General features: G+C 62.1%; 17 protein-coding genes and 2 tRNA genes. 6 read left to right on the plus strand and 13 right to left on the minus strand.

All coding sequences use genetic code 11. The features are described from left to right. Window positions 1-12: 12 nt before the first annotated feature. Window positions 13-648: a DsbA family oxidoreductase gene (locus H7E91_RS04280; protein WP_182353865.1), complete on the plus strand. Its 636-nt coding sequence runs from the start codon at window positions 13-15 to the stop codon at window positions 646-648. A gap of 127 nt (window positions 649-775) precedes the next feature. Here the strand turns inward: H7E91_RS04280 and H7E91_RS04285 are convergent, their stop codons facing one another. Further along, window positions 776-1204 (minus strand): hypothetical protein, encoded by a 429-nt coding sequence (locus tag H7E91_RS04285; protein WP_182353866.1) that lies wholly within the window; start codon window positions 1202-1204, stop codon window positions 776-778. 222 nt (window positions 1205-1426) lie between these two features. Between H7E91_RS04285 and H7E91_RS04290 the strand changes: the two genes are divergently transcribed. Further along, window positions 1427-2068, plus strand: a complete 642-nt coding sequence (locus H7E91_RS04290) for a hypothetical protein (protein ID WP_182353867.1) — start codon at window positions 1427-1429, stop codon at window positions 2066-2068. On the opposite strand, the gene H7E91_RS04295 is transcribed toward H7E91_RS04290, so the two are convergent. The 6 genes from H7E91_RS04295 to H7E91_RS04320 all read right to left on the minus strand — a co-directional run bounded on the left by H7E91_RS04295 (window position 2065) and on the right by H7E91_RS04320 (window position 9262). Continuing rightward, complete coding sequence (locus tag H7E91_RS04295) at window positions 2065-4092, minus strand: ABC transporter ATP-binding protein (RefSeq protein ID WP_182353868.1); 2028 nt, start codon at window positions 4090-4092, stop codon at window positions 2065-2067. The two genes, H7E91_RS04290 and H7E91_RS04295, sit on opposite strands and share 4 nt — an antisense overlap. Further along, window positions 4089-5846: an ABC transporter ATP-binding protein gene (locus H7E91_RS04300; protein ID WP_182353869.1), complete on the minus strand. Its 1758-nt coding sequence runs from the start codon at window positions 5844-5846 to the stop codon at window positions 4089-4091. The genes H7E91_RS04295 and H7E91_RS04300 overlap by 4 nt, the downstream gene beginning before the upstream one ends. A gap of 317 nt (window positions 5847-6163) precedes the next feature. Then, window positions 6164-6253: transfer RNA gene (locus H7E91_RS04305), tRNA-Ser, on the minus strand. A gap of 121 nt (window positions 6254-6374) precedes the next feature. Continuing rightward, window positions 6375-8366, minus strand: coding sequence for an N-6 DNA methylase (locus H7E91_RS04310; protein ID WP_182353870.1), 1992 nt, complete (start codon window positions 8364-8366; stop codon window positions 6375-6377). Next, window positions 8366-8863 carry an NYN domain-containing protein gene (locus tag H7E91_RS04315; RefSeq protein ID WP_182353871.1) on the minus strand — a complete coding sequence of 166 codons (498 nt, stop codon included), beginning with the start codon at window positions 8861-8863 and terminating at the stop codon, window positions 8366-8368. The genes H7E91_RS04310 and H7E91_RS04315 overlap by 1 nt, the downstream gene beginning before the upstream one ends. A gap of 308 nt (window positions 8864-9171) precedes the next feature. Next, window positions 9172-9262, minus strand: a tRNA-Ser gene (locus H7E91_RS04320). A gap of 59 nt (window positions 9263-9321) precedes the next feature. On the opposite strand from H7E91_RS04320, the gene H7E91_RS04325 reads away from it, so the two are divergent. Further along, on the plus strand, window positions 9322-10269 hold the full coding sequence (locus tag H7E91_RS04325; RefSeq protein WP_182353872.1) for a zinc-binding dehydrogenase: 948 nt from the start codon (window positions 9322-9324) through the stop codon (window positions 10267-10269). Between the two features lie 67 nt (window positions 10270-10336). On the opposite strand, the gene H7E91_RS04330 is transcribed toward H7E91_RS04325, so the two are convergent. Together H7E91_RS04330 and serS are read right to left on the minus strand one after the other, a co-directional pair. Continuing rightward, window positions 10337-11209, minus strand: coding sequence for an HAD family hydrolase (locus tag H7E91_RS04330; protein WP_338401727.1), 873 nt, complete (start codon window positions 11207-11209; stop codon window positions 10337-10339). Continuing rightward, window positions 11206-12465, minus strand: a complete 1260-nt coding sequence (gene serS, locus H7E91_RS04335; RefSeq protein ID WP_182353873.1) for a serine--tRNA ligase — start codon at window positions 12463-12465, stop codon at window positions 11206-11208. Before serS ends, H7E91_RS04330 begins: the two co-directional genes overlap by 4 nt. 36 nt (window positions 12466-12501) lie before the next feature. Between serS and H7E91_RS04340 the strand changes: the two genes are divergently transcribed. Continuing rightward, window positions 12502-13629, plus strand: a complete 1128-nt coding sequence (locus H7E91_RS04340) for a diacylglycerol/lipid kinase family protein (protein ID WP_182353874.1) — start codon at window positions 12502-12504, stop codon at window positions 13627-13629. Here H7E91_RS04340 and pheA read toward each other — a convergent pair whose 3' ends face one another. Next, window positions 13630-14550, minus strand: a complete 921-nt coding sequence (pheA, locus tag H7E91_RS04345; RefSeq protein WP_182353875.1) for a prephenate dehydratase — start codon at window positions 14548-14550, stop codon at window positions 13630-13632. 58 nt (window positions 14551-14608) lie between these two features. Here pheA and H7E91_RS04350 point away from each other — a divergent pair, with 58 nt between their 5' ends. Beyond that, on the plus strand, window positions 14609-16648 hold the full coding sequence (locus H7E91_RS04350; protein WP_182353876.1) for a hypothetical protein: 2040 nt from the start codon (window positions 14609-14611) through the stop codon (window positions 16646-16648). On the opposite strand, the gene H7E91_RS04355 is transcribed toward H7E91_RS04350, so the two are convergent. The 3 genes from H7E91_RS04355 to H7E91_RS04365 form a co-directional block, all read right to left on the minus strand. Then, window positions 16645-17436, minus strand: a complete 792-nt coding sequence (locus tag H7E91_RS04355; protein ID WP_338401728.1) for a glycosyltransferase family 2 protein — start codon at window positions 17434-17436, stop codon at window positions 16645-16647. The two genes, H7E91_RS04350 and H7E91_RS04355, sit on opposite strands and share 4 nt — an antisense overlap. An 82-nt stretch (window positions 17437-17518) precedes the next feature. Then, on the minus strand, window positions 17519-18373 hold the full coding sequence (locus tag H7E91_RS04360; protein ID WP_182353877.1) for a DUF5926 family protein: 855 nt from the start codon (window positions 18371-18373) through the stop codon (window positions 17519-17521). A gap of 8 nt (window positions 18374-18381) precedes the next feature. After that, window positions 18382-18732, minus strand: coding sequence for a rhodanese-like domain-containing protein (locus H7E91_RS04365; RefSeq protein WP_182353878.1), 351 nt, complete (start codon window positions 18730-18732; stop codon window positions 18382-18384). A gap of 22 nt (window positions 18733-18754) precedes the next feature. On the opposite strand from H7E91_RS04365, the gene H7E91_RS04370 reads away from it, so the two are divergent. After that, window positions 18755-19333, plus strand: a complete 579-nt coding sequence (locus H7E91_RS04370) for a copper resistance CopC family protein (RefSeq protein WP_182353879.1) — start codon at window positions 18755-18757, stop codon at window positions 19331-19333. The last annotated feature ends 6 nt before the right edge of the window (window positions 19334-19339 follow it).

Consider the following 19339-nt stretch of genomic DNA (forward strand, 5'->3'; position numbering starts at 1 on the left):
GAGACGGTGGCTATGAGCAACGACCTTTCAATCGATCTGTGGACGGATCTCGTCTGTCCCTTCTGCTACATCGGCGAAGCCCGCCTGCAGCATGCGCTGAAGGAAGAGGGCGTGACTGCGGAAATCCACATCCGCTCCTTCGAGCTTGACCCAGGGATCAAGGAGCCGGTGAGCAGTATTGACCGGCTCGTCCAAAGCAAGGGCATGCCTCGCGAGGATGTCGAGCGGATGGAGGGGCAGCTCAAGGAGATGGCGGAGGGCGAAGGCCTCACCTATTCGACCGATCGACTCATGGGGACGACGGTTCCCGTTCACCTCCTCGCCCAGTACGCCAACAGGCAGAGTCTTGAGACCGGTGAGAAGTTCTTCCGGGAGATCCAGGCCGCCTACTTCGCGGGCGAGATTAACCCGTTTGACGACGGCGAACTCGTCGACTTTGCAGAGCGTTGCGGTCTTGACCGCGACGGAGCAGCTGGAGCTCTCAAGGACAGAGAGCTACTCAACGTCGTCCGCGGTGACCAGCAGATTGCGCACAAGCTCGCAGTCTCTGGCGTGCCCTACATTCTCCTCAACAAGAAGCTCGCCATTCCAGGCGCTGTCGCTCCGGAGCGCTTCCGGGACGCGATCCGACAGGCGGTCGCGCTGTGACAGATTTCGATTTCAGTCAGATCATGACCATCGATGCAAGCGGCGATGTGTGCGGCCCCGACGGTTGCCTTCCCACCGAGGGGAAGGATGAGACAACGTCCGAGCCTGCCGCCGACGGACAGGATGCTTAGGGCGTCTCTGCTACGAGCCGCGTTGGTGCGCGGAGGATGCGGCGCACGGCGAAGCGAGTAAGCGTCAGCGTTATGACGAGGAACGTGACAGCGTAGAACCCGCCGAGCGACACCGAGCCAGCAAAGGCCGCCTCTGTCGCCCAGAGGATGACGAATTTGCTTCCGGGTAGCAGGAGGAGGATGGTGACGCCCGCGATGACTCTCGCTGACAGCGTGTGCGCGCCCGTCAGGCGGGAAACCGCCCGCCGCTTGGCTACCAGGATGATCTCCAGTGCAACTTTCATGAGGAGTGCCGTCAAGAGGGTCATCGAGAAGGACTCGGAGATGACCTGGGGGAGGAGCTGGACGAAGAGGCCGAGGACGACAACGTAGACAAGGATGTCGACGAGGTCGACAGCCCGGATTTTCATGCGATCGGCGACCATGTCACCTCGATCCAGTGCGCGTCCAGTGGCCGGCCGGCCGGGAGGACTGTGCGATTAATGTACTCCTATCCGTGACTCGGCTGAACCCCTATGTGGGAGTGCTTGCGCCCAGTTCCTCCTCGGCGGACGGCGTCGGCTGCGGTGTTTTCTCCCGCGCGTTTTGTGGGACCCCCCGGAGGCATATGAGGCTAGGCTTCTGTACCAAAGCACGAGGGGCACATCATGTCGAATAGTTTCAATGGCACCAGTATTTACGCGGCGATCCCCGAGAGGGGCCAGCAGGGCGTGCCTCTCGCAGCCGGCGATTTGGTCGATGTGCGGGTGCTCGCTCGGGAGCGCTTCGCTCTCTTTGCTGAACGACCCGGTGGTCGCATCATCCACGCCAACCTGCCTGACGCACGAGACTTTCCGGAATGGCCGTCCCTCATGTTCCGCTGCCTCATTGTCGGTGAAACGGTCGTCCGCGTCGTTGAAGAGCTTCCCGACTGGCTGCTGTTCGGCCCCCGCGGAAAGGCAATTGAGGACCTCATTGACCAGTACCTGTTCCTCGATGACCAGGGCAAAGAGTCGTACCACAGGGTTGAGCGGCTCGGTCGCGCTGCGTTGCGGGAGTACGCGAAGGAGGAGAACACTGGAGATGCGTTCATCGAATCCATCTTCGATGGAACCGTGTTCGGCGGCGAATACGGCATGGCATGCCGTGCCCTCTACTATCTCGCCAACTCCCAGAGCGCGCAGGGACCTCTCGCGCTCGCGATCGCCATTGTTCTGCGTGACGGTCTGGGAGAATCCGCCTACGAGCGGATCGTCGAGCCTTACCGTGAGGCCGACATACCATTCATGGAACGCGTCGACGAGGCCTAGACCTTCCTCCCGGACTGCGGAGTCTCCGAATCAGGGTCCAATCCTTCCGCGAACTGAGACATGTAGAGGCGGTGATAGGCGCCCTCTGATGACAGCAACTCGGTGTGCGTTCCCTGCTCGACGATCGACCCTTGCTCCATGACGAGGATAAGGTCCGCCTGCCTGATCGTCGACAGCCTGTGGGCTATGACGAACGAGGTCCTGTCGGAGCGGAGCGCCGCCATGCCCTGCTGCACGAGGAGCTCCGTCCGAGTGTCGACCGAGGAAGTTGCCTCATCGAGGATGAGGAGCGCGGGGTCGGCGATGAAGGCACGCGCGATTGTGATGAGCTGACGCTCGCCGGCAGAGACATTCTCGCCCCCGTTCTCGATGAGAGTCTCATAACCGTCGGGGAGGGTATGAACAAAGCGGTCAACGTAGGTTGCTTTGGCAGCCTCGATGACCTCCTCGTCGGTCGCGTCGAGGCGCCCATAGCGAATGTTGTCCATGATCGTCCCGCCAAACAGCACAGCATCCTGGAGCACCATGCCGATCCGTGATCGCAACTCACCGCGCTCAAGCCGAGATGTATCAACGCCGTCCAGGCGAATCTGGCCGCTTTGAATCTCGTAGAACCGCATGATGAGGTTGACGAGCGTCGTTTTGCCAGCCCCGGTTGGTCCGACGATGGCGATGACTTGGCCGGGCTCGGCTCGCAAAGACAGATCAGAAATAAGAGGCTCGTCAGGCAGGTAGGAGAACGCCACATGATCGAACTCGATCATTCCTCGCACAGGCTCTGAAAGTTGCGCCGGCTCCCCATCCGCCGAGCCGCTAGCTGCGACATCGGGTTCCTGCTCGTCCGCGTCGAGTAGCTCAAAAACGCGCTCGGCTGAGGCGACGCCGGAGATAAGCATATTGGCCATGCCGGCCACCTGTCCGAGCGGCTGATTGAACTCGCGAGAGTATTGGATGAATGCTGTGACGGCACCAAGAGTCATGTCACCGTTGGCGACTCTGAGTCCTCCGATGACGGCGATGCCAACGTAGCCGAGGTAGCTCACCCACTGCATGATTGGCATGATCATGCCGGAGTAAAACTGGGCTCTGAACGACGCTGTGTAGAGCTCTTCGTTTCTCTCGTCGAAGCGGTCCGCCATTTCGCGTTGACGTCCGAAGGCGGTGACGAGATCGTGGCCGGTGAAGGCCTCTTCGATGTGACCGTTAAGTCGGCCAGTGTTACGCCACTGGTGGGTGAATAGACGTTGCGACTTTGTGCCAATAATGCCGACAACGATCGCGGACAGCGGTAGTGCGACGAGGGCGATAAGGGCGAGCTGCCAGGACAGCGAGAACATCATGATGATGATTCCGACGATCGTGAGCACCGCATAGATAACGGAGGTGAAAGCCTGCTGGAGCGCGGCTTGGACGTTGTCGACATCATTTGTCGTGCGGGACAGGATGTCGCCCCGAGAGTTCGTGTCAAAATAGGACAGTGGCAGCCGATGAATCTTCTTCTCGATATCATCCCTCATCCGGTAAATGACCCGCATGACGACGTCGTTGAGAAGCCGGCCCTGGAGCCACATGAAGACCTGGGCGACCGTGTACATGCCGAGGACGATCCCGATGAGAACGGCGAGGCGGCCGAAGTTAATGCCCTCACCGGGAGTGAAATCCATGCCTGACAGCATCTCGGCGAACTGCGTCTGCCCTGCCGTCATGAGGCCTTCGATGACCTGCTCCCGTGTTGTTCCTTCTGGCATCTGGGCTGAAATCGCTCCGCTGAAGATGACGTCCATCGCATCGCCGAGGATCCGTGGCGCCCAAACGGACAGGACAACGGCGATCGCGACCATGACGAAGACGATGGTGAGAGTAGTCTTCTCGGTCGAAAGCTGGCGGAGTAGTCGCATTGCGGTCGGCCAGAATGCCCTGGCTCGGCGCGGCGGGGCACCGTCGCCCCACATGCCCGAATCAACCGAGTCCTGGAACTCCTCGATCTCCTCTTCGGTCAGCGCGCCCTGATCATCGATGCTCATGCGATCTCCTCCCGACTGATCTGCGATGCGACGATCTCCTGGTACGTGGGTGAGGAGGCAAGGAGGTGCTCATGCGTTCCGCGGGCAAGGATCCGACCTTCCTCGAGGACGAGGATCTGATCGGCGTCCGTAATGGTTGTGACACGCTGGGCCACGATGATGACGGTCGCTCCCTCCGTGTCGGCGCTCAGCGCGGCTCTCAGCTTCATGTCGGTTGTGACGTCGAGAGCCGAGAACGAATCGTCGAAAAGGTAGATGCGGGGGCGGGCGACGAGCGCGCGGGCGATGCAGAGTCGTTGCCGCTGGCCACCGGAGACATTCGTGCCCCCTTGGGAGACTGCAGACGAAAGCCCGTGTGCTGCGTTGTCGCCCGACCCCGTGACTCGCTCACTGACAAAGCCACGTGCCTGAGCTGTGTCGAGCGCTGCCCACATGTCGTCGTCGGTCGCCTTCGGCGCGCCGAAGCGAAGATTGTCGGCGATGCTTCCGGAGAAGAGATAGGGGCGCTGCGGCACAAATCCGATCGCTTCGCTCAGATGGTCGCGCCCCAGTTCAGTAACGGGTACGCCGTCAATGAGGATCGTCCCTTCGGTCGCGTCGTACAGGCGGGGTATGAGGCTAACGAGAGTGGACTTGCCCGAACCTGTCGAGCCGATAATCGCGGTTGTCTTGCCCGGCTCAGCGGTGAAGGAAATCCCGGCGAGGACGGGTGCTTCCGCTCCCGGGTAGGAGAAGGTGACGTCCCGAAACTCGACCGACCCGCGCCGCTCTTCGGGCTCCCGCGGAGAGACCGGCTCGCGCACGGAGGTGGTGGTGTCGAGGACTTCGCCAATGCGGGCGGCACAGACGATCGCTCGCGGGAAGATCATGAACATAAAGGAGCCCATCATGACCGCCACGAGAATCTGCAGAAGATATTGCATGAATGCCGTGAGGGCGCCAACCTCGACAAGTCCCGAATCGACTCGTTGCCCGCCAAACCACAGCACAGCGGCTGTGGCGAGGTGGAGGATGAGGGTGACGATCGGGCCCATGAGGACGAACAGGCGACCGATATGGACGGAGATGTCGGTGAGCACCCTATTCGCATCCGCAAACCGTGCTGTCTCGTGCAGTTCTCGCCGGTATGCGCGGACGACACGGATTCCCATGATTTGCTCCCGCATGATCCCGTTGATCGCGTCGATCGCGTCCTGCATGCGCTGAAAAAGGGGCATAAGCAGGGACACGAGGATGAGGAGGATCGCCAGGAGTATCGGCACGGACGTCCATACGAGCCACGACAGGCCCGGGTCTTCCCGCACGGCCATGACAATCCCGCCGACCGACATGATCGGGACCATGACCATGAAGTTGAGTGTCATGAGGACCGTCATTTGAACCTGCTGCACATCGTTCGTGCTTCGGGTGATGAGAGTTGGCGCACCGAACTTTCCCACCTCTTCAGAGGAGAAAGAATCGACGTGCAAGTAAACGGCCCTGCGCATGTCCCTCCCCACCGACATCGCGACCTTTGCACCGAACCAAACGGCGGTGACGGCGGTGACAAGCTGGACGAGGGCGACGATGAGCATGGTGCCCCCCACCCGCCAGATATGGTCGATGTCTCCAACTGCGACCCCGTTATCGATGATGTCGGCATTGAGGCTCGGCAGGTACAGCGTCGCCAGAGTTGTGGCGGTCTGGAGGACCACGACGGCCACAATCTGCGGCCCGTACGGTGCAGCAAAATGTCGGACCAGCTTCCAGAGCATGGGACCCCTTTCATCGAGCGGGGAGGATGAGAGCTGCTGGCTGGGTTCCTGGAGGAGCGACAGCGACTGTCAGCTGGGCGGGTGTATCCGTCGTTAGTGCAAGAACATTCTGCGCCCGGCAACGCCCATAGTCCACTCCCCGCTTAGGCTCGCCTTACTGTCCGGCATTATTGGCGCCAACGGATGTTCGTCGATTTCGCACGGCCCGCTACCAGTAGACACCGAACTAACGATTCACATAACGATACAGAGGGGGCTATTTTGACAAAAGAGAACCCCCTCAATCGTTGGTATGTCAACGATTAAGGAGGCTATCGCGGAGATGGAGGGATTTGAACCCTCGAGGGGCTATACACCCCTACCTCCTTAGCAGGGAGGCGCACTCGACCTGACTATGCGACATCTCCAGGCGCTATGAGCTAGCTTGATCCATTTTACAGGTCCGGCACCCTATTCGCTAATGACTTTTTGGTGTGGACCGCCATACCATCCTCGGCACCGAGGGATGCGAGCCGTTTCCATGGGTTCTCATGAGATGTCGATGTGATGACGCACAGCGTCGAGGATCCCCGACCGTGCCTCATCGCCGAGCTGAACGATGTGTCTGGCCTGGTTCTGGATCTCGCCGATGCGGCTGAGGAGCTGCCCGACCTCCTCCTGGTCCGACAGCGGGATCATGGGAATTTCCATATCCTCCAACGTAATCCGGCTCATCGCAGACTCGACGCGAAAGCGTTCGTTCCATGTGCCTGTCAGTGCAAAGGCGAGGTAGTCCGGTGCGAGAGCTGACCGATCCGTCACTCGCAGGTGCTCAACCCCGAGGCTCACGCGACGGTCACCGCCCCAGTCGACCATGGCAAAGATCCCGTGAACGGTCGTGAGAAGCACGTCCCCGGGTTTAGTCTCATCGGTGGAATTGAGGGCCGGGTTCTCGCACTGGGTTGGGAGCGCCTGATCGCGCAGATGCTGGTGGCGGACGACAGACGGATCCGTCTTTGCAGTCCGCCCCGCCCGGTTTGGCACCCTCTCCACGACGCCCACGTCCAGCAGCTTGCCCACCGTTGTGATCTGAGGCTTGGGAAGTCCATCGAGCGCGATCGGTGGGAGCTGCGACGCAGCCAGGCTTTCGAGGGTTGCCGACAGTGCGGCGGCGGTATCGATGGCCGCCTTCTTGACCAGCGTGGGATCGACATCGTCGAAGCCTGTCCACGGCGCGGGTGTGAGATCGGAGCCATCGGCGAGAAGAGTCGTGATGTCGATGCGCGCATGGGGTGCGTCGATCCGTCCTTCGCTCAGCCATGAGGGCACGACATCCCGAGGTTCCGTCACGTCGCGCGCGTCAATGAAAAGGACGGAGCGGGCCGGACCGGGGTTTCGGAGCACCCAGAGTGCGGGAGGGGTAGCCGTGTAGGAGAGCGTTCGGCTCGGCAGGCTGACAATGGCCTCGACACACCCAGCTGTCAGGAGATTCGCGCGGATATCCTTTTCGCGGCGTCCTCGCCGCAGCACAGCATGCGAGGTAAGCACGTACGCCCTCCCCTCCGGAGCCAGGTGGGCGAGGGCATGCTGAATCCACAGAAGCTCGCTCCCCATCGAGGATGAGATCCCGTATGAGAACCGCGGGTCGGCCAACATGTCCGTCGGATCAACACGCACGCCTAGCGGAGGCTCGACGATAACAGCGTCCGCCACGAGGTCTGGAACCGGATCCTCTGCGAGCACATCGCCCAAAGTGAACGAGACGTTGACGCCGCTCAGCATCGTCCGCAGGCATGCGACGATGAGCGCTCGCGGGCTGATCTCGGACCCGATGAGAGAGGTGGCGCGATGATGGGCGGCGACCAGGACAAGGGCGTCGGCGATGCCGCTGGCGGGATCGTAGACCGTGCCTTCCACGTCCCGCAAGAGCGCCGCGAGGAGAGCCGAAGAACTGGACCCGACGCTGCCGTGGACGTTGCCGAACCTGTCCGTTCGGGAGAATCGCGCAATGATCTCATCTGCGTAGTCGGCGATCCGCCCGACCTCCGCGGAGCCGATCGCGGTGAGGAGCGGATCGACGGATGCTGGACTGATTCCCGTGAGGAGGTCGGCGAGATCGACCCGCAGAGCCACGCGGTTCTTTTCGTCGGTGGGGTAATGACTGCGGAGTTCAGCCTCAGCGGCATCGAGAAGCGACAGCCGTTCGTTTCGGTGCGCGCCCGCGATCTCATCAAACTCGTCGGGCAGGTATTGGCGAATCCCGAACAGGAGAAGGACGAGGATCTGCGCACTGTCAGCCTCCAGGATCCCTCTCAACACGTTGAGGGACGCCCAGATCGTCGCGACCGTGTCTTCCGTGACCGTGTAGTCGCGTGCGGTCAGCCAGGAGATGATCTCGTCGCGAGAGAAGAGGGGGCGAGAGTCGGTGCCTCCGACAGGTTCGGGGAAGTCGTCATATCGCTTGCGCCAATTGCTGACGACCGAACGGCTGACCGAGGCGAGCTCGGCGATGTTCGTCGGGGAGAGTAGCTGGTCAGACATTATGCCGCCTTCACATAGGTGGAGAGAACTTCGTCGAGGATGATGACTCCAGAGGCAGCGGCCACGAGGAGTGGAGAGAGGCCGCCGCGCCAGGAGGCCACGGTCACGGGAGTACCCCCACCGACAAGGCCGCGGACCTTCTCGGCGAAGCCGTGATCGCCGGTGACGAGGACGATCTCGCTGAACCGCTCACCGAGCTGCTCGTCCTCAAGGACCTCGATGAGTGCGTCGTCGGCAGCGTCTGGGCCATGGCCCGTGCCGACCACCCGTGCGCTACTCCAGGCGAGCTTGGTGTTGAGGTGGCCCTGCCCGCAGGCTCCGACAATCACCTGCTCGTCAGGCCGAATGTCGAGGACGAGCTCGATGATCGTTCGGCCCCATGCCGCTTCGTCAACGGTCATGGCCGCTCCTCCGATCACGTTCTCAAGATCGGCGAGGATCGCTCGACGATTGCCGTAGTAGGTTGTCTTCTTTCGGGACATTGTCGTTGTGAACATTGTAGCCTCCATCGGCTGTTGTGAATCAAGTTGTCGACGTTTATCTCCAGTGTAGGTGGAATGCCGGACAAAAATAAGTGAATTTAGTTCACAACTAAGCAGGAGGTGCGTTAGGTTAACCGCGCTGATCGTCGAAGCGCGCTCTGACAGCCGGAATCGAAAGTTCTCGAGCGCTCCGGGATGAGAGGTATCGAAGGCGAGTGGCGGGGCGCGGCGCCTGCTTGCCGACCCGGGCCTTGATCGGGCGCGAGCGCGGCCCTCGACGACAAAAAGCCCTGAGCCGGGCGTCACGCACCGGCTCAGGACCATGGCGGAGGGTGGGGGATTCGAACCCCCGATGCGGGGTCGCCGCATAACGGTTTTCAAGACCGTCTCATTCGGCCGCTCTGACAACCCTCCAAGCCCGCTCATTCTACTGATTCCTTTCTCGACTTGCACATCGCTGTCACAATGAGGTCGTGGTCGAAACGATGCGTGCGATAACAGATGAGTCCCTCGATATTCGAGAGGTTCCGGTCCCCAGCCCACTGAAGGGCGATGTCCTCATCCGAGTCGACTTCGCCGGGATCAACCGGGCTGATCTCAGCCAGGTGGCTGGGAGCTACCCCCCGCCTCCGGGCGCCTCGAACATCCTTGGGCTCGAAGTTTCCGGCCACCGAGTCGACACGGGCGAGCGGGTCATGGCGCTGCTCTCCTCCGGCGGTTATGCCGACTATGTTGCGGTGCCTGGAGGACAGGTTATGCCGGTGCCGGACACCATCGACCAGGCCCATGCCGCCGCCATTCCCGAATCCCTCGCAACGGCGTGGTCGAATCTCGCCGACGTGCTGAGAGTCGGTGACGGCACCACCGTTCTCATTCAGGGCGGGTCCGGGTCACTCGGAACGATTGCCGTGCAGCTCGCCCGCGAGCTCGGAGCAACGGTCATTGCCACCGCGGGCGGCAGGAAGCGGTGCCGGGCCATTGAGGGCCTGGGTGCGACAGCAGTCGATCACGACGATGGCCTTGTTGAGCAGGTGAGAGAGCTCGCGCCGGACGGTGTGGATGCGATACTCAACATTATGGGAGCAGACGTTGGCGAGCTTCTTCCCCTCCTTGCGGTCGACGGCAGGATTGCTGTGATCGCCCTCCAGGGTGGCGCTGTCTCCGACGTGAATCTGGGACGGATGATGGTCAAACGGCTCTCCATCCATGGCACGACCCTCCGTGGGAGGCCCACACAACAGAAGGAGTCGATCGTTCGCGCAGCGGCCGACTTCGCTCTGCCACGGTTCGCAGACGGCAGGATGACCGCACACGTTGCAGAGAGCTTTCCCCTCGAGAAGGTCGCGGCCGCATTCGCGTACGTCAAGCAGTCAAAGCCATTCGGCAAAGTCATCCTCGACGTGGGTACGGGTAGAGGATGAGGCCTACGGTCGGCTGAAAGTAAAGCGGCCCGCCGAGTGCATCGGCGAGCCGCTGAGACAGTGCATGTTAAAGAAGCCGCTCGAGCACGATGGCGAGCCCATCGTCTGTAACTGACGCTGTCCGAGCATCCGCAGCAGCGTGGACGCGATCGTCCGCTTCCCCCATGGAAATGCCGGTGCCAGCCCAGCCGAGCATCTCAATGTCATTATCTCCATCGCCCACCGCGAGCACGTTTGACGTCGGCATGCCGTATTCCTGGCGAAGCTTCTCGAGTGCGGTTGCCTTCGAAACACCGAAGGGTGAGATGTCGAGCCAGGCCGTCCAGCCAACCGCGTACTCGACGCCATCGAGTCCGAGACCATCGATCCTGTCCTGAAGTTCCTCAGCGCTCAGCGTTGGCGCACGGACGGTCAGACGCGTCGCGTCATCGCCCGCCAGCTGGTCGGGCGGAAGGATGACCGAGTTGCCGACGAGCTCGCCGCGGGGGAACGGCGCCGATAGGCGACGGGGGCCACGAGCCGGTTCGACGGCGAGAAGCGCCTCCGGAACGTACGTCATGATCGTCTCGATCTCGCCTGCAGGGTTGAACGTCGTGTAGTCGATGAGGCGGGCGCCGGGGAAGATCCCGGGCTCGACAACTCCCACCTCCCGGGAGAGCGTGATCGCACCGTTCGCGCAGACAGCCATCCCGTTCGGTAGCACAAGCTGTTCGGCGACGATCATCGTTGCGTCGATGCCGCGGCCGGTAGCGATGACGATGTGGGTGCCAGCCTGAAGGTGGGCGTGGACAGCCTCCGCCACTCTCGGGGACAGTGACGTGTCGTGCCGTATTGTCGTTCCGTCGAGGTCGAGAGCGACGAGCAGGTCCGGGCCCGCACTCGGCAGGCCCGACATCGCCTCGTGAAGTTTGGTCGCGTCGGCGTGACTGAAGGGTCTCACTTCGGCGAGATCACTTCTCTGCCGCCAAGGTAGGGGCGCAATCCCTCGGGAACGTAGATGCTGCCATCCTCGCGCTGATGGTTTTCGAGGATCGCGACAAGCCAACGGGTCGTGGCAAGGGTCCCGTTGAGAGTGGCGGCGACCTGTGTCTTTCCCTCTACCCGCTCCCGAACGCTCAGTCGACGAGCCTGGAACGTCGTACAGTTCGACGTCGACGTCACCTCCATCCAGCGCTCTTGGCTCGGTAGCCACGCCTCGCAATCGAACTTCCGGGCAGCGGAGCTACCGAGATCACCGGCAGCGGTATCGATGACGCGGTAGGGAATCTCGACTTTCGCGAGCATCTGTTCCTCGAAGTCAAGCAGTCGAGCATGCTCTTCTTCCGCCTCGGCGGGAGTGCAGTAGGAGAACATTTCGACTTTGTTGAACTGGTGGACGCGAATGATGCCGCGGGTGTCCTTGCCATAGGATCCGGCCTCCCGGCGGTAGCACGTTGACCAGCCGACGTAGCGCTTCGGACCGTCCGACAGGTCGAGGATCTCGTCAGCGTGGTAGCCGGCAAGCGCCACCTCGGACGTGCCCACAAGGTACAGATCATCCTCCTCAAGGTGGTAAACCTCGTCCGAATGCTCACCAAGGAAGCCAGTGCCCCCCATGATTTCCGGCTTGACGAGCGTCGGGGTGATCATGAGCGAGAAGCCGTTCGCTTCGGCGAGGTCGGCGGCGGCAGTCAACAGGGCGAGCTCGAGCCGAGCCCCGATGCCCGTGAGGTAGTAGAAGCGCGAGCCTGACACCTTCGTGCCGCGCGCCATGTCAAACCCGCCGATGCCCTCGGCGAGCTCGAGGTGGTCTTTCACCGGGAAGTCGAATTCGGGAACGGTGCCGACGTGCTTGAGGACCCTGTAATCATCCTCACCACCCGCGGGGACACCGTCGATAATGATATTCGGGATCATGAGTCCGATCTGCTCGTACTCCGCATTCGCCGCCGCAGCGGTTTCCTCGAGCTCTTTGACCCTCGCGGCCAGCGCCTGAGCATCAGCCAGAATTGCGGGACGTTCCTCGGGGCTTGCCTTGCCTACCGTGCGCGATAAGGCCTTCTGTTGCGCACGTGTTTCTTCGGCGATCTGGAGAGTCGAACGGCGAGCCTCATCGGCCGCCAACAGCCTGTCCACGAGCGACTCATCAGCGTGACGAGCGCGCTGGGACGCCCTGGCCGCCTCGGGGTTCTCTCGGACATAGCGAATATCGATCATAGGAATAGTCTAGCCCGGAGCGCTAATGTTTCCGATATGACCTGGGATTCGTGGCTGGCCATTGCCGCCCTGCTCGTGGCGGTTAGTGCCCTCACGATCTCCATCGGCAACCGCCGTGCGCTCGCGGCTCAAAACGTCAAACTCCCCGACTCGATCATGGAGGAAGTGACAAGCGACGATCTGAGATCTCGTCCTCTCGTTGTTATCTACAACCCGGTCAAGAACGTCAACCTCCCAGCCTTCAAACTCATGGTCGAAGACATGGCAGCGGAGACGGGATATTCCGATGTTCGGTGGGTCGAGACGACGATCGAACATCCCGGGGATGATCAGGCTCGGCAAGCGGTCGCCGACGGCGCCGGCATCGTCTTCGCCGCCGGTGGGGACGGCACAGTGCGCTCGGTCGCTGCAGGACTGACCGGAAGCAATGTCGCTCTCGGCATTATTGCCCTCGGCACAGGGAACCTCCTCGCCCGCAACCTTGACCTGCCGATCAGCTCGCCGGAGGCGATGGTGCGGACGGCGCTGACCGGCGGCACACATCCCATGGACATCGGATTCCTCGAGGCCGACCCGCTGACCGAGGATGAGATCGAGCAGATCCGCAAGAGAGACGAGGTCGCCGTCTCTGTTCCCGGTGGCGAGCACGCCTTCGCCGTTATCGCCGGACTCGGCTTCGATGCGGCGATGGTTGGTGACGCTGATGATGGGCTGAAGTCAAAGTTCGGCTGGGTTGCCTACATTGCCTCCGCAATGAAAAACATGGCGACGACGAAGATCCGAGCGAAGGTGACGACCGGTATCGCGCACGAGTTCGTCATCGACGCCCGATCTGTCATGTTCGCGAACGTCGGTCGGCTACCTGGCGGAGTTGTCCTTGCACCGGAGGCAAGGCTCGACGATGGCTGGATTGACCTCGTCATTATCGATACGAAGGGCGGACTCGTCGGCTGGGCGGACCTGGTCCGAAGGATGGGGCTAGCAGGTATGGGAGTGACGCACGACGGTCTTCCTGAGACCGGGAAAATTGATTTGAAGAAAACCCGGGCCGCCAGCGTCGTCACCCGTGATCCCGAACGCGTTCAGGTTGACGGCGATGCTCTCGGCTACGCTTCGACGATCAGGGCACGAGTGGAACCAGGAGGGCTACTCGTCCGTTTCTGATCAGTCAGTCGGTAGGAGGCTCGCCACCCAGGCACGGGCTGCGACAAAGTCCTGATCGGCTGTGCCCGGTCGGAGGGTGATGGGAATCTGCGTTGCGCTGGGGTAGGAGCCGAAGAACTGCACGCGTGGGCACGTCCTATGCAGGCCGATGAGGACCGCCTGGATCCGCTCGTCCTCGACATGGCCTTCGCAGTCAATGGAGAACTGGTAGCGGCCGAGAGAGTCGCCGACTGGCCGAGATTCGATTCGGGACAGGTTGACCCCGCGGGTCGCGAACTGCTCGAGCATCGCTAGTAGGGCGCCAGCCTCGTCCGAGGGCAACTGAACCTGAAGTGTTGTCTTATCCGACACCGTGCGCTCCGGCAACGGCACGTTCTCTGGGCCGACGCAGATGAAGCGGGTGACAGCATCCGGATTATCCGCCACACCTTCAGCAAGGACAGTGAGACCATACTGCTCGGCCGACAGGGGGTTGCACAGGGCCGCGTCGAAGCTTGTGTTGCCATCCGCGATCGCCGCAGCGGCCGCCGCTGTCGACGTCGCCGCGACATGGGCAACGTCGCCAAGGTTCTCAGCGATCCAGTTCTGGCACTGCGCCCAACCATGCGGGTGCGTTCCGATGCGTTTGACATTCTTGAGCCGGGTCCCTTCGGGAGCGGCGAGAACGAAGGTGATCGGTACGAGCATTTCCGCGGCGATCCGCAGAGCGGTGCCGTTCGAGAGGGAGTCGATGGTCGCGTTGACTCCGCCCTCAACCGAGTTCTCAATGGGGACAACGGCGAAATCGGTTTCGCCGCGGCGCACCATGCGCAGTGCGGCAGGGACGTCAATCGCGGGCACATGTTCTGACTCGTCGTCCGAGATCTGCATGAGCGCCATCTGCGTGAATGTGCCGCGAGGGCCCAGGTATGAGAACCGCATGGGCCCATTGTAGTCCTGGCACCGATCTCCCAGACCGCTGTCCATATAGGATCGTCCCATGAAAGTGCCAGCAGTCCTCGCCGCGATGCTCGCGTGCGCGCTGGCCTTCCTTACGCCATCGGTAGCGGCCGATTCCTCGGACCGGCCGACGGTCGTCATCGGCACAGGCGGCGTCATGTGGGAGTTTGTCGACGAGTCGACTCCGAACCTCTTCGACTTCGCCGAGCACGCTGATCTTGCTGCGCTCAATGTTCGCGGCACCCACCCGCGGGCGTGCCCTGCGGACGGCTGGTTGACTCTAAGTTCCGGTGAGCGTGCAGGGGACGGCGTCACTGACTCCGGAGCGTGCCGCCAGCTCGAAGAGCCAGTCGGCGGGTTCGTCCCACATTGGGACGAGTACGTGGAGGCTGCGAAAAGGTCCGCGTTCGACCCGACGCTCGGCAGGCTCGGGGAAGTGACGGATTCGATGGAGACTCTCGCCCTTGGACCGGGGGCTGCGATTGCCCTCGCGGATACGAGGGGGAGGATTGGGCACTACGGAGCCGTCGAGGAGCTGACAGAATTAGCACCCGGCAAGGACCTTGTCGTCATCGATGTCGGTGCACTCACTGAAGTGGAGCCGAGAGTCTTCGCTGAAGTTGATCGTCGACCGACGGGAGACCCAACTTCCGTTTACTTTGTCAGACCCGACTGGGACGAGAGCACAATCAGGGCGGGCATGAGGGACCTCGACGCTCGGTTGGGAGAGGTGCTGGACGACATACACAAAGCGCTACCTCGTGCGGACATCATCCTCGCCTCTCTCGCTGATTACGGTGAGCCCTCAACTCTCCAAGTGCTTATGCGCAGCTCGAACGACCCTGGCCTGCTCACCTCGCAGACGACCCGGCGGGCCGGGCTCGTGACGAGCACCGACCTCACCGCGACTCTGGCTGGCACCGATAGCGCGGACATCGTAACCCTAGAGGGAGGCTCGCCCGCCGACAACCGCGCTACAGTCACTAACTTGGCGCAGGTCAATGAGTCGATTCGGTCCGCCACAGGCCCAACGTTTGTTGCATGGGGAGTTTTGTGGGGACTCACCTTCATCGCCGCCCTGCTGTTTCGCAGAGGAAGAGCCCTCCATATCTCCGCCCTTGCGGCCGCAGTTTTTCCCGCAGCGAGTGTGGCGATGAATCTGTTCCCATGGCACGACGCTAACCGGCCGACGCTTGTCCTCATCGTCGGCACTCTTCTGCTGAGCGCGGCTATCGGAACCGCCTCACACGCGGCCCGCCGACGCGGTAGCGCAGTCCCCGCAGCTATGATCGCCGCGCTGACAGTGCTCGCCTTCCTCGCTCCTGTTCTGTTCGGGAGCACCCTTGCACTCGACTCGGTCTTCGGAGCACAACCCCAGGTGGGCCGCTTCTACGGGATGACGAACATGATGTTCGCAATCTCTGGAACCGCAGGCATCATCCTTGCGGGAGTCGTGGCAGTCATGGTGGAACGCCGCCGCGCAGCACTCTCAATCGGCCTTCTTGGAGCCGCCATCATCATCATCGACGGCTCGCCCTGGCACGGCGCGGACTTCGGTGGACCGCCGGTGTTGACGGTTGCCTTCCTCCTGCTTATTCTCCTCGTTCTCGGACGGCCAATGACGGCATGGAGCGCCCTCGGCATTGTCGTAGCCGGGGCTGTCATCACCGCGTCCTTCGTGACCATCGACTATCTGCGGCCGCCCGCTGAGCGCACCCATCTCGGGGAGTTTGCCGCATCCATTCTTGACGGATCCGCCATGACCGTTATCGGCCGGAAGGCGCTACAGGTGGCCGGATTATGGCCCGTCATCCTCGTCCTTGCCCTCATCATCATCGCGGCCTACGCATTCTTGCGGACTCGGGGAGTGCGGATGACGAACCCGGTCGGCACGGATCGAAGCGTGTGGACATGGGTTGTGGCAGCCCTCGTCATCGTGCTTGGCGGTGGGATGCTGATCAACGACTCAGGCCCGATCATCGTCATCGTCGGTGCACTCGTTGCCATCCCACTCATTGCTTCAGCGGTCATGCCAGACCGGCACGCACGTAGGCATGTCACGCCTGCGGTCGGCGATTAGACGGCGCGCACGCGGTAGGCGTTGAACGGCTCTGCGGGACGCTGACTGCTGGGGTCCACTCGCAGGTGCGAAGGAATGCGAACGCCCCTCAGCCGGCGAAGATTAACAGCGAGTGACACATCCCGGTACTGCGCGGCGCGGTGAAGTTGCCCTGAGAAGTCATTCCCAGTCGGACGATGCTGAAGATCGCACGGAACCTCGAGAAGAGTCATACCGGCGACGAGCATGTCGATCGTCATGGCCGTTTCGACGCCCCAGCCGCGAGCGAGGGGCTTTGCAGCCTCGTACGCTTCACGGGTCATGCAACGCTGACCAGACAGCGGCTGCATGGGGGACCAGCCTGTCATTGTCGAGATCGCACGCCGAGCCATACCGGTGACGAGACCGTGCCCGCCCGCTCCGCTCTGCTTTGGCAGGACTGCGATCGTGCAGTCCGCCTCGCCGTGTAACACCGGGTCGACGAGCGGTGCGGTCTGGACTGCAGTCTCCCCGAGATCGGCGTCGATAAACATGAGAAGACGGGGCTGGCGCCCCTCCGCATCCCTCATTGCCACGACCGACGAACCCGTCTCGAGTGCGGAGGCCTTGCCGCGGTTGACGGGATGCCGGACGACCGTGGCACCAGCCGCGCGTGCGGCTGATTGGGTGTCATCGGTCGACCCATCGTCGACGACGACGATGAGATCGACGTGCGGTATTGCGCGCGCAGATCGGACGGTCGACGCAATGAGATCGACCTCGTCCTTAGCCGGAATAACGACGGCCACGTGCACGCGAGAGGAGTTCACAGGCTGAGCTTACCGCCCTTAAGCTGAGAGATTGACAACAGTTGAGAAACGGCGTCAACCTCCCGCTTGTCGGACATTGCTGTCACCGGAGCGTCACCTGCCGGGAGACGATCCCGGAACGGGCGCGCTTCTGTTCGGGGGAGAGCGGCTCGGTCGATGCGATCGCCGCGGAGAACTCGGCGTCGAATTCAGCCATCGGTCCCGCGAGCTCGTCAGCCTCCGTGCCCGGGGCAAGCTGCCACACGGGGATCAACAGGCCGCATGCGCGGAAGGCGCCGACGAACCGCGCGTCTTTGTCGAATCCTTCGGAGCGGGCGGTCTGGAGCCGTGCGAGACCATCGAGCACCCTGTCCTGATCCTCCGTGCGAATCCAGCGAACGAACTCGTTGGCCATTCGCACCCAGTAGGCGCCGCGGACGGAGTCGACGGCAACGGTGGGGGAAACATTGTCGCGGGTCTGTTCGATCGCCTCGCGCACCTCGTCACGGTCTTTTTCTTCGTCGCTCACCCAGTACGAGAATTCTTCGTAGAGGTCAAGTTCGAGCTCTTCATCGACGAGGATGTCCTGAAGGCGCGGGCCCGGCTCGGGAAGTGGGGCGGACGGGATTGTCTCACCCGGCTCAAGTTCGAGCGCCTCGAGGATCAGGGCGGCGAGATCACGCGAGGCATCGCCGGAACCCGTGACGGTCTGGATGGCGACGAGAAGTTCACCGTTCTTGCGGCGCACGGCCGCGGAGAGGTTGGGGAGGAGGGTAACGAGAGTGATCTCCCGGCTACCGTAGTCCTCAGTCGTCGTCACCGTCGTCGTCGCGGCTGGGATGATCTCGCGCATGGCGACAAGCTCGAGCTCCGACTGGAGGCCCTCGTAAGGTCGCTCAACGAAAGGTACCCGCTTCTTCTTTGGTGCTTTGTCTTTGAGGCGGCTCTTCTTGCCCATGGCTATCCTTACGCGATCGTCGGGATGTCGCCGTCGGACGACACAAGGGGGAGTCCGTTGCTCTGCCAGGCCGCCATGCCGTCGGTGAGGACCCATGCCTCGATGCCGTGCTCAGCGAGGATCTGTGCGGCATGTGCGCTACGGCGACCCAACCGGCAGATAAGGATGACGTCCGAATCTGGGACGTCTTCGATGCGGTCAGCGAGCTCGTCGACAGGGATGTGGACCGCCCCCGGCGCATGCCCCGCATCCCACTCGTCCTCACTGCGGACATCGACGAGTACAAATCCCTCCGGGATGGGGTCGTCAGCGTCAAGATCGGTCGTGACGAGAGGTCCCGGATGAAGTGGAATAGCCATGCGTCTAGAGTACGGTGAAAGGATGATGGGACGAAACTTCTCACCGTACGTGCTCTTGGTTATCCTCGCCGCATTCCTCTTCGGTGCATCGCCCGCACAGGCCCATGACACCGTCATTGACATCAGCCCCGAGGACGGCGCCCAGGTAGATTCCGCGCCGGCAGAGGTCGTCCTGACATTCTCGGGTGCGCCACTCGATGTGTCCCCGCAGGCCATCCTCCAAAAGGACGGCGAGATCATCGAGACGGAGCCAGTCACTCTTGACGGCTTCGATGTCATCCTTCCACTACCGGAACTCGACGCTGGCGACTACACGGTTGTCTATTCGATCGTGTCCTCCGACGGTCATAGGATCGACGGAACGACGTCCTTCGCTGTCGCCAGCGGTGCAGAAGAGACCCAAGGATCGACGCCAGACGAGACGAACATCGACAGTCAAGCGCCGACCGCGACAGCGACAAGCGATGACCAAGCAACAGACTCCTCGGAGTCAGACGGCGCTGATGATGGAGTCGTGTCGGGAATCCGCTGGGCGGGGATCCTGATCGTTACCCTCGGCATCGCAGTCATTATCTCTCGCTCCCTGCGTAATCGCAGGTGAAATCGG

This window comes from Flaviflexus huanghaiensis, from assembly GCF_014118685.1.
Taxonomy (GTDB): Bacteria; Actinomycetota; Actinomycetes; order Actinomycetales; family Actinomycetaceae; genus Flaviflexus; species Flaviflexus huanghaiensis.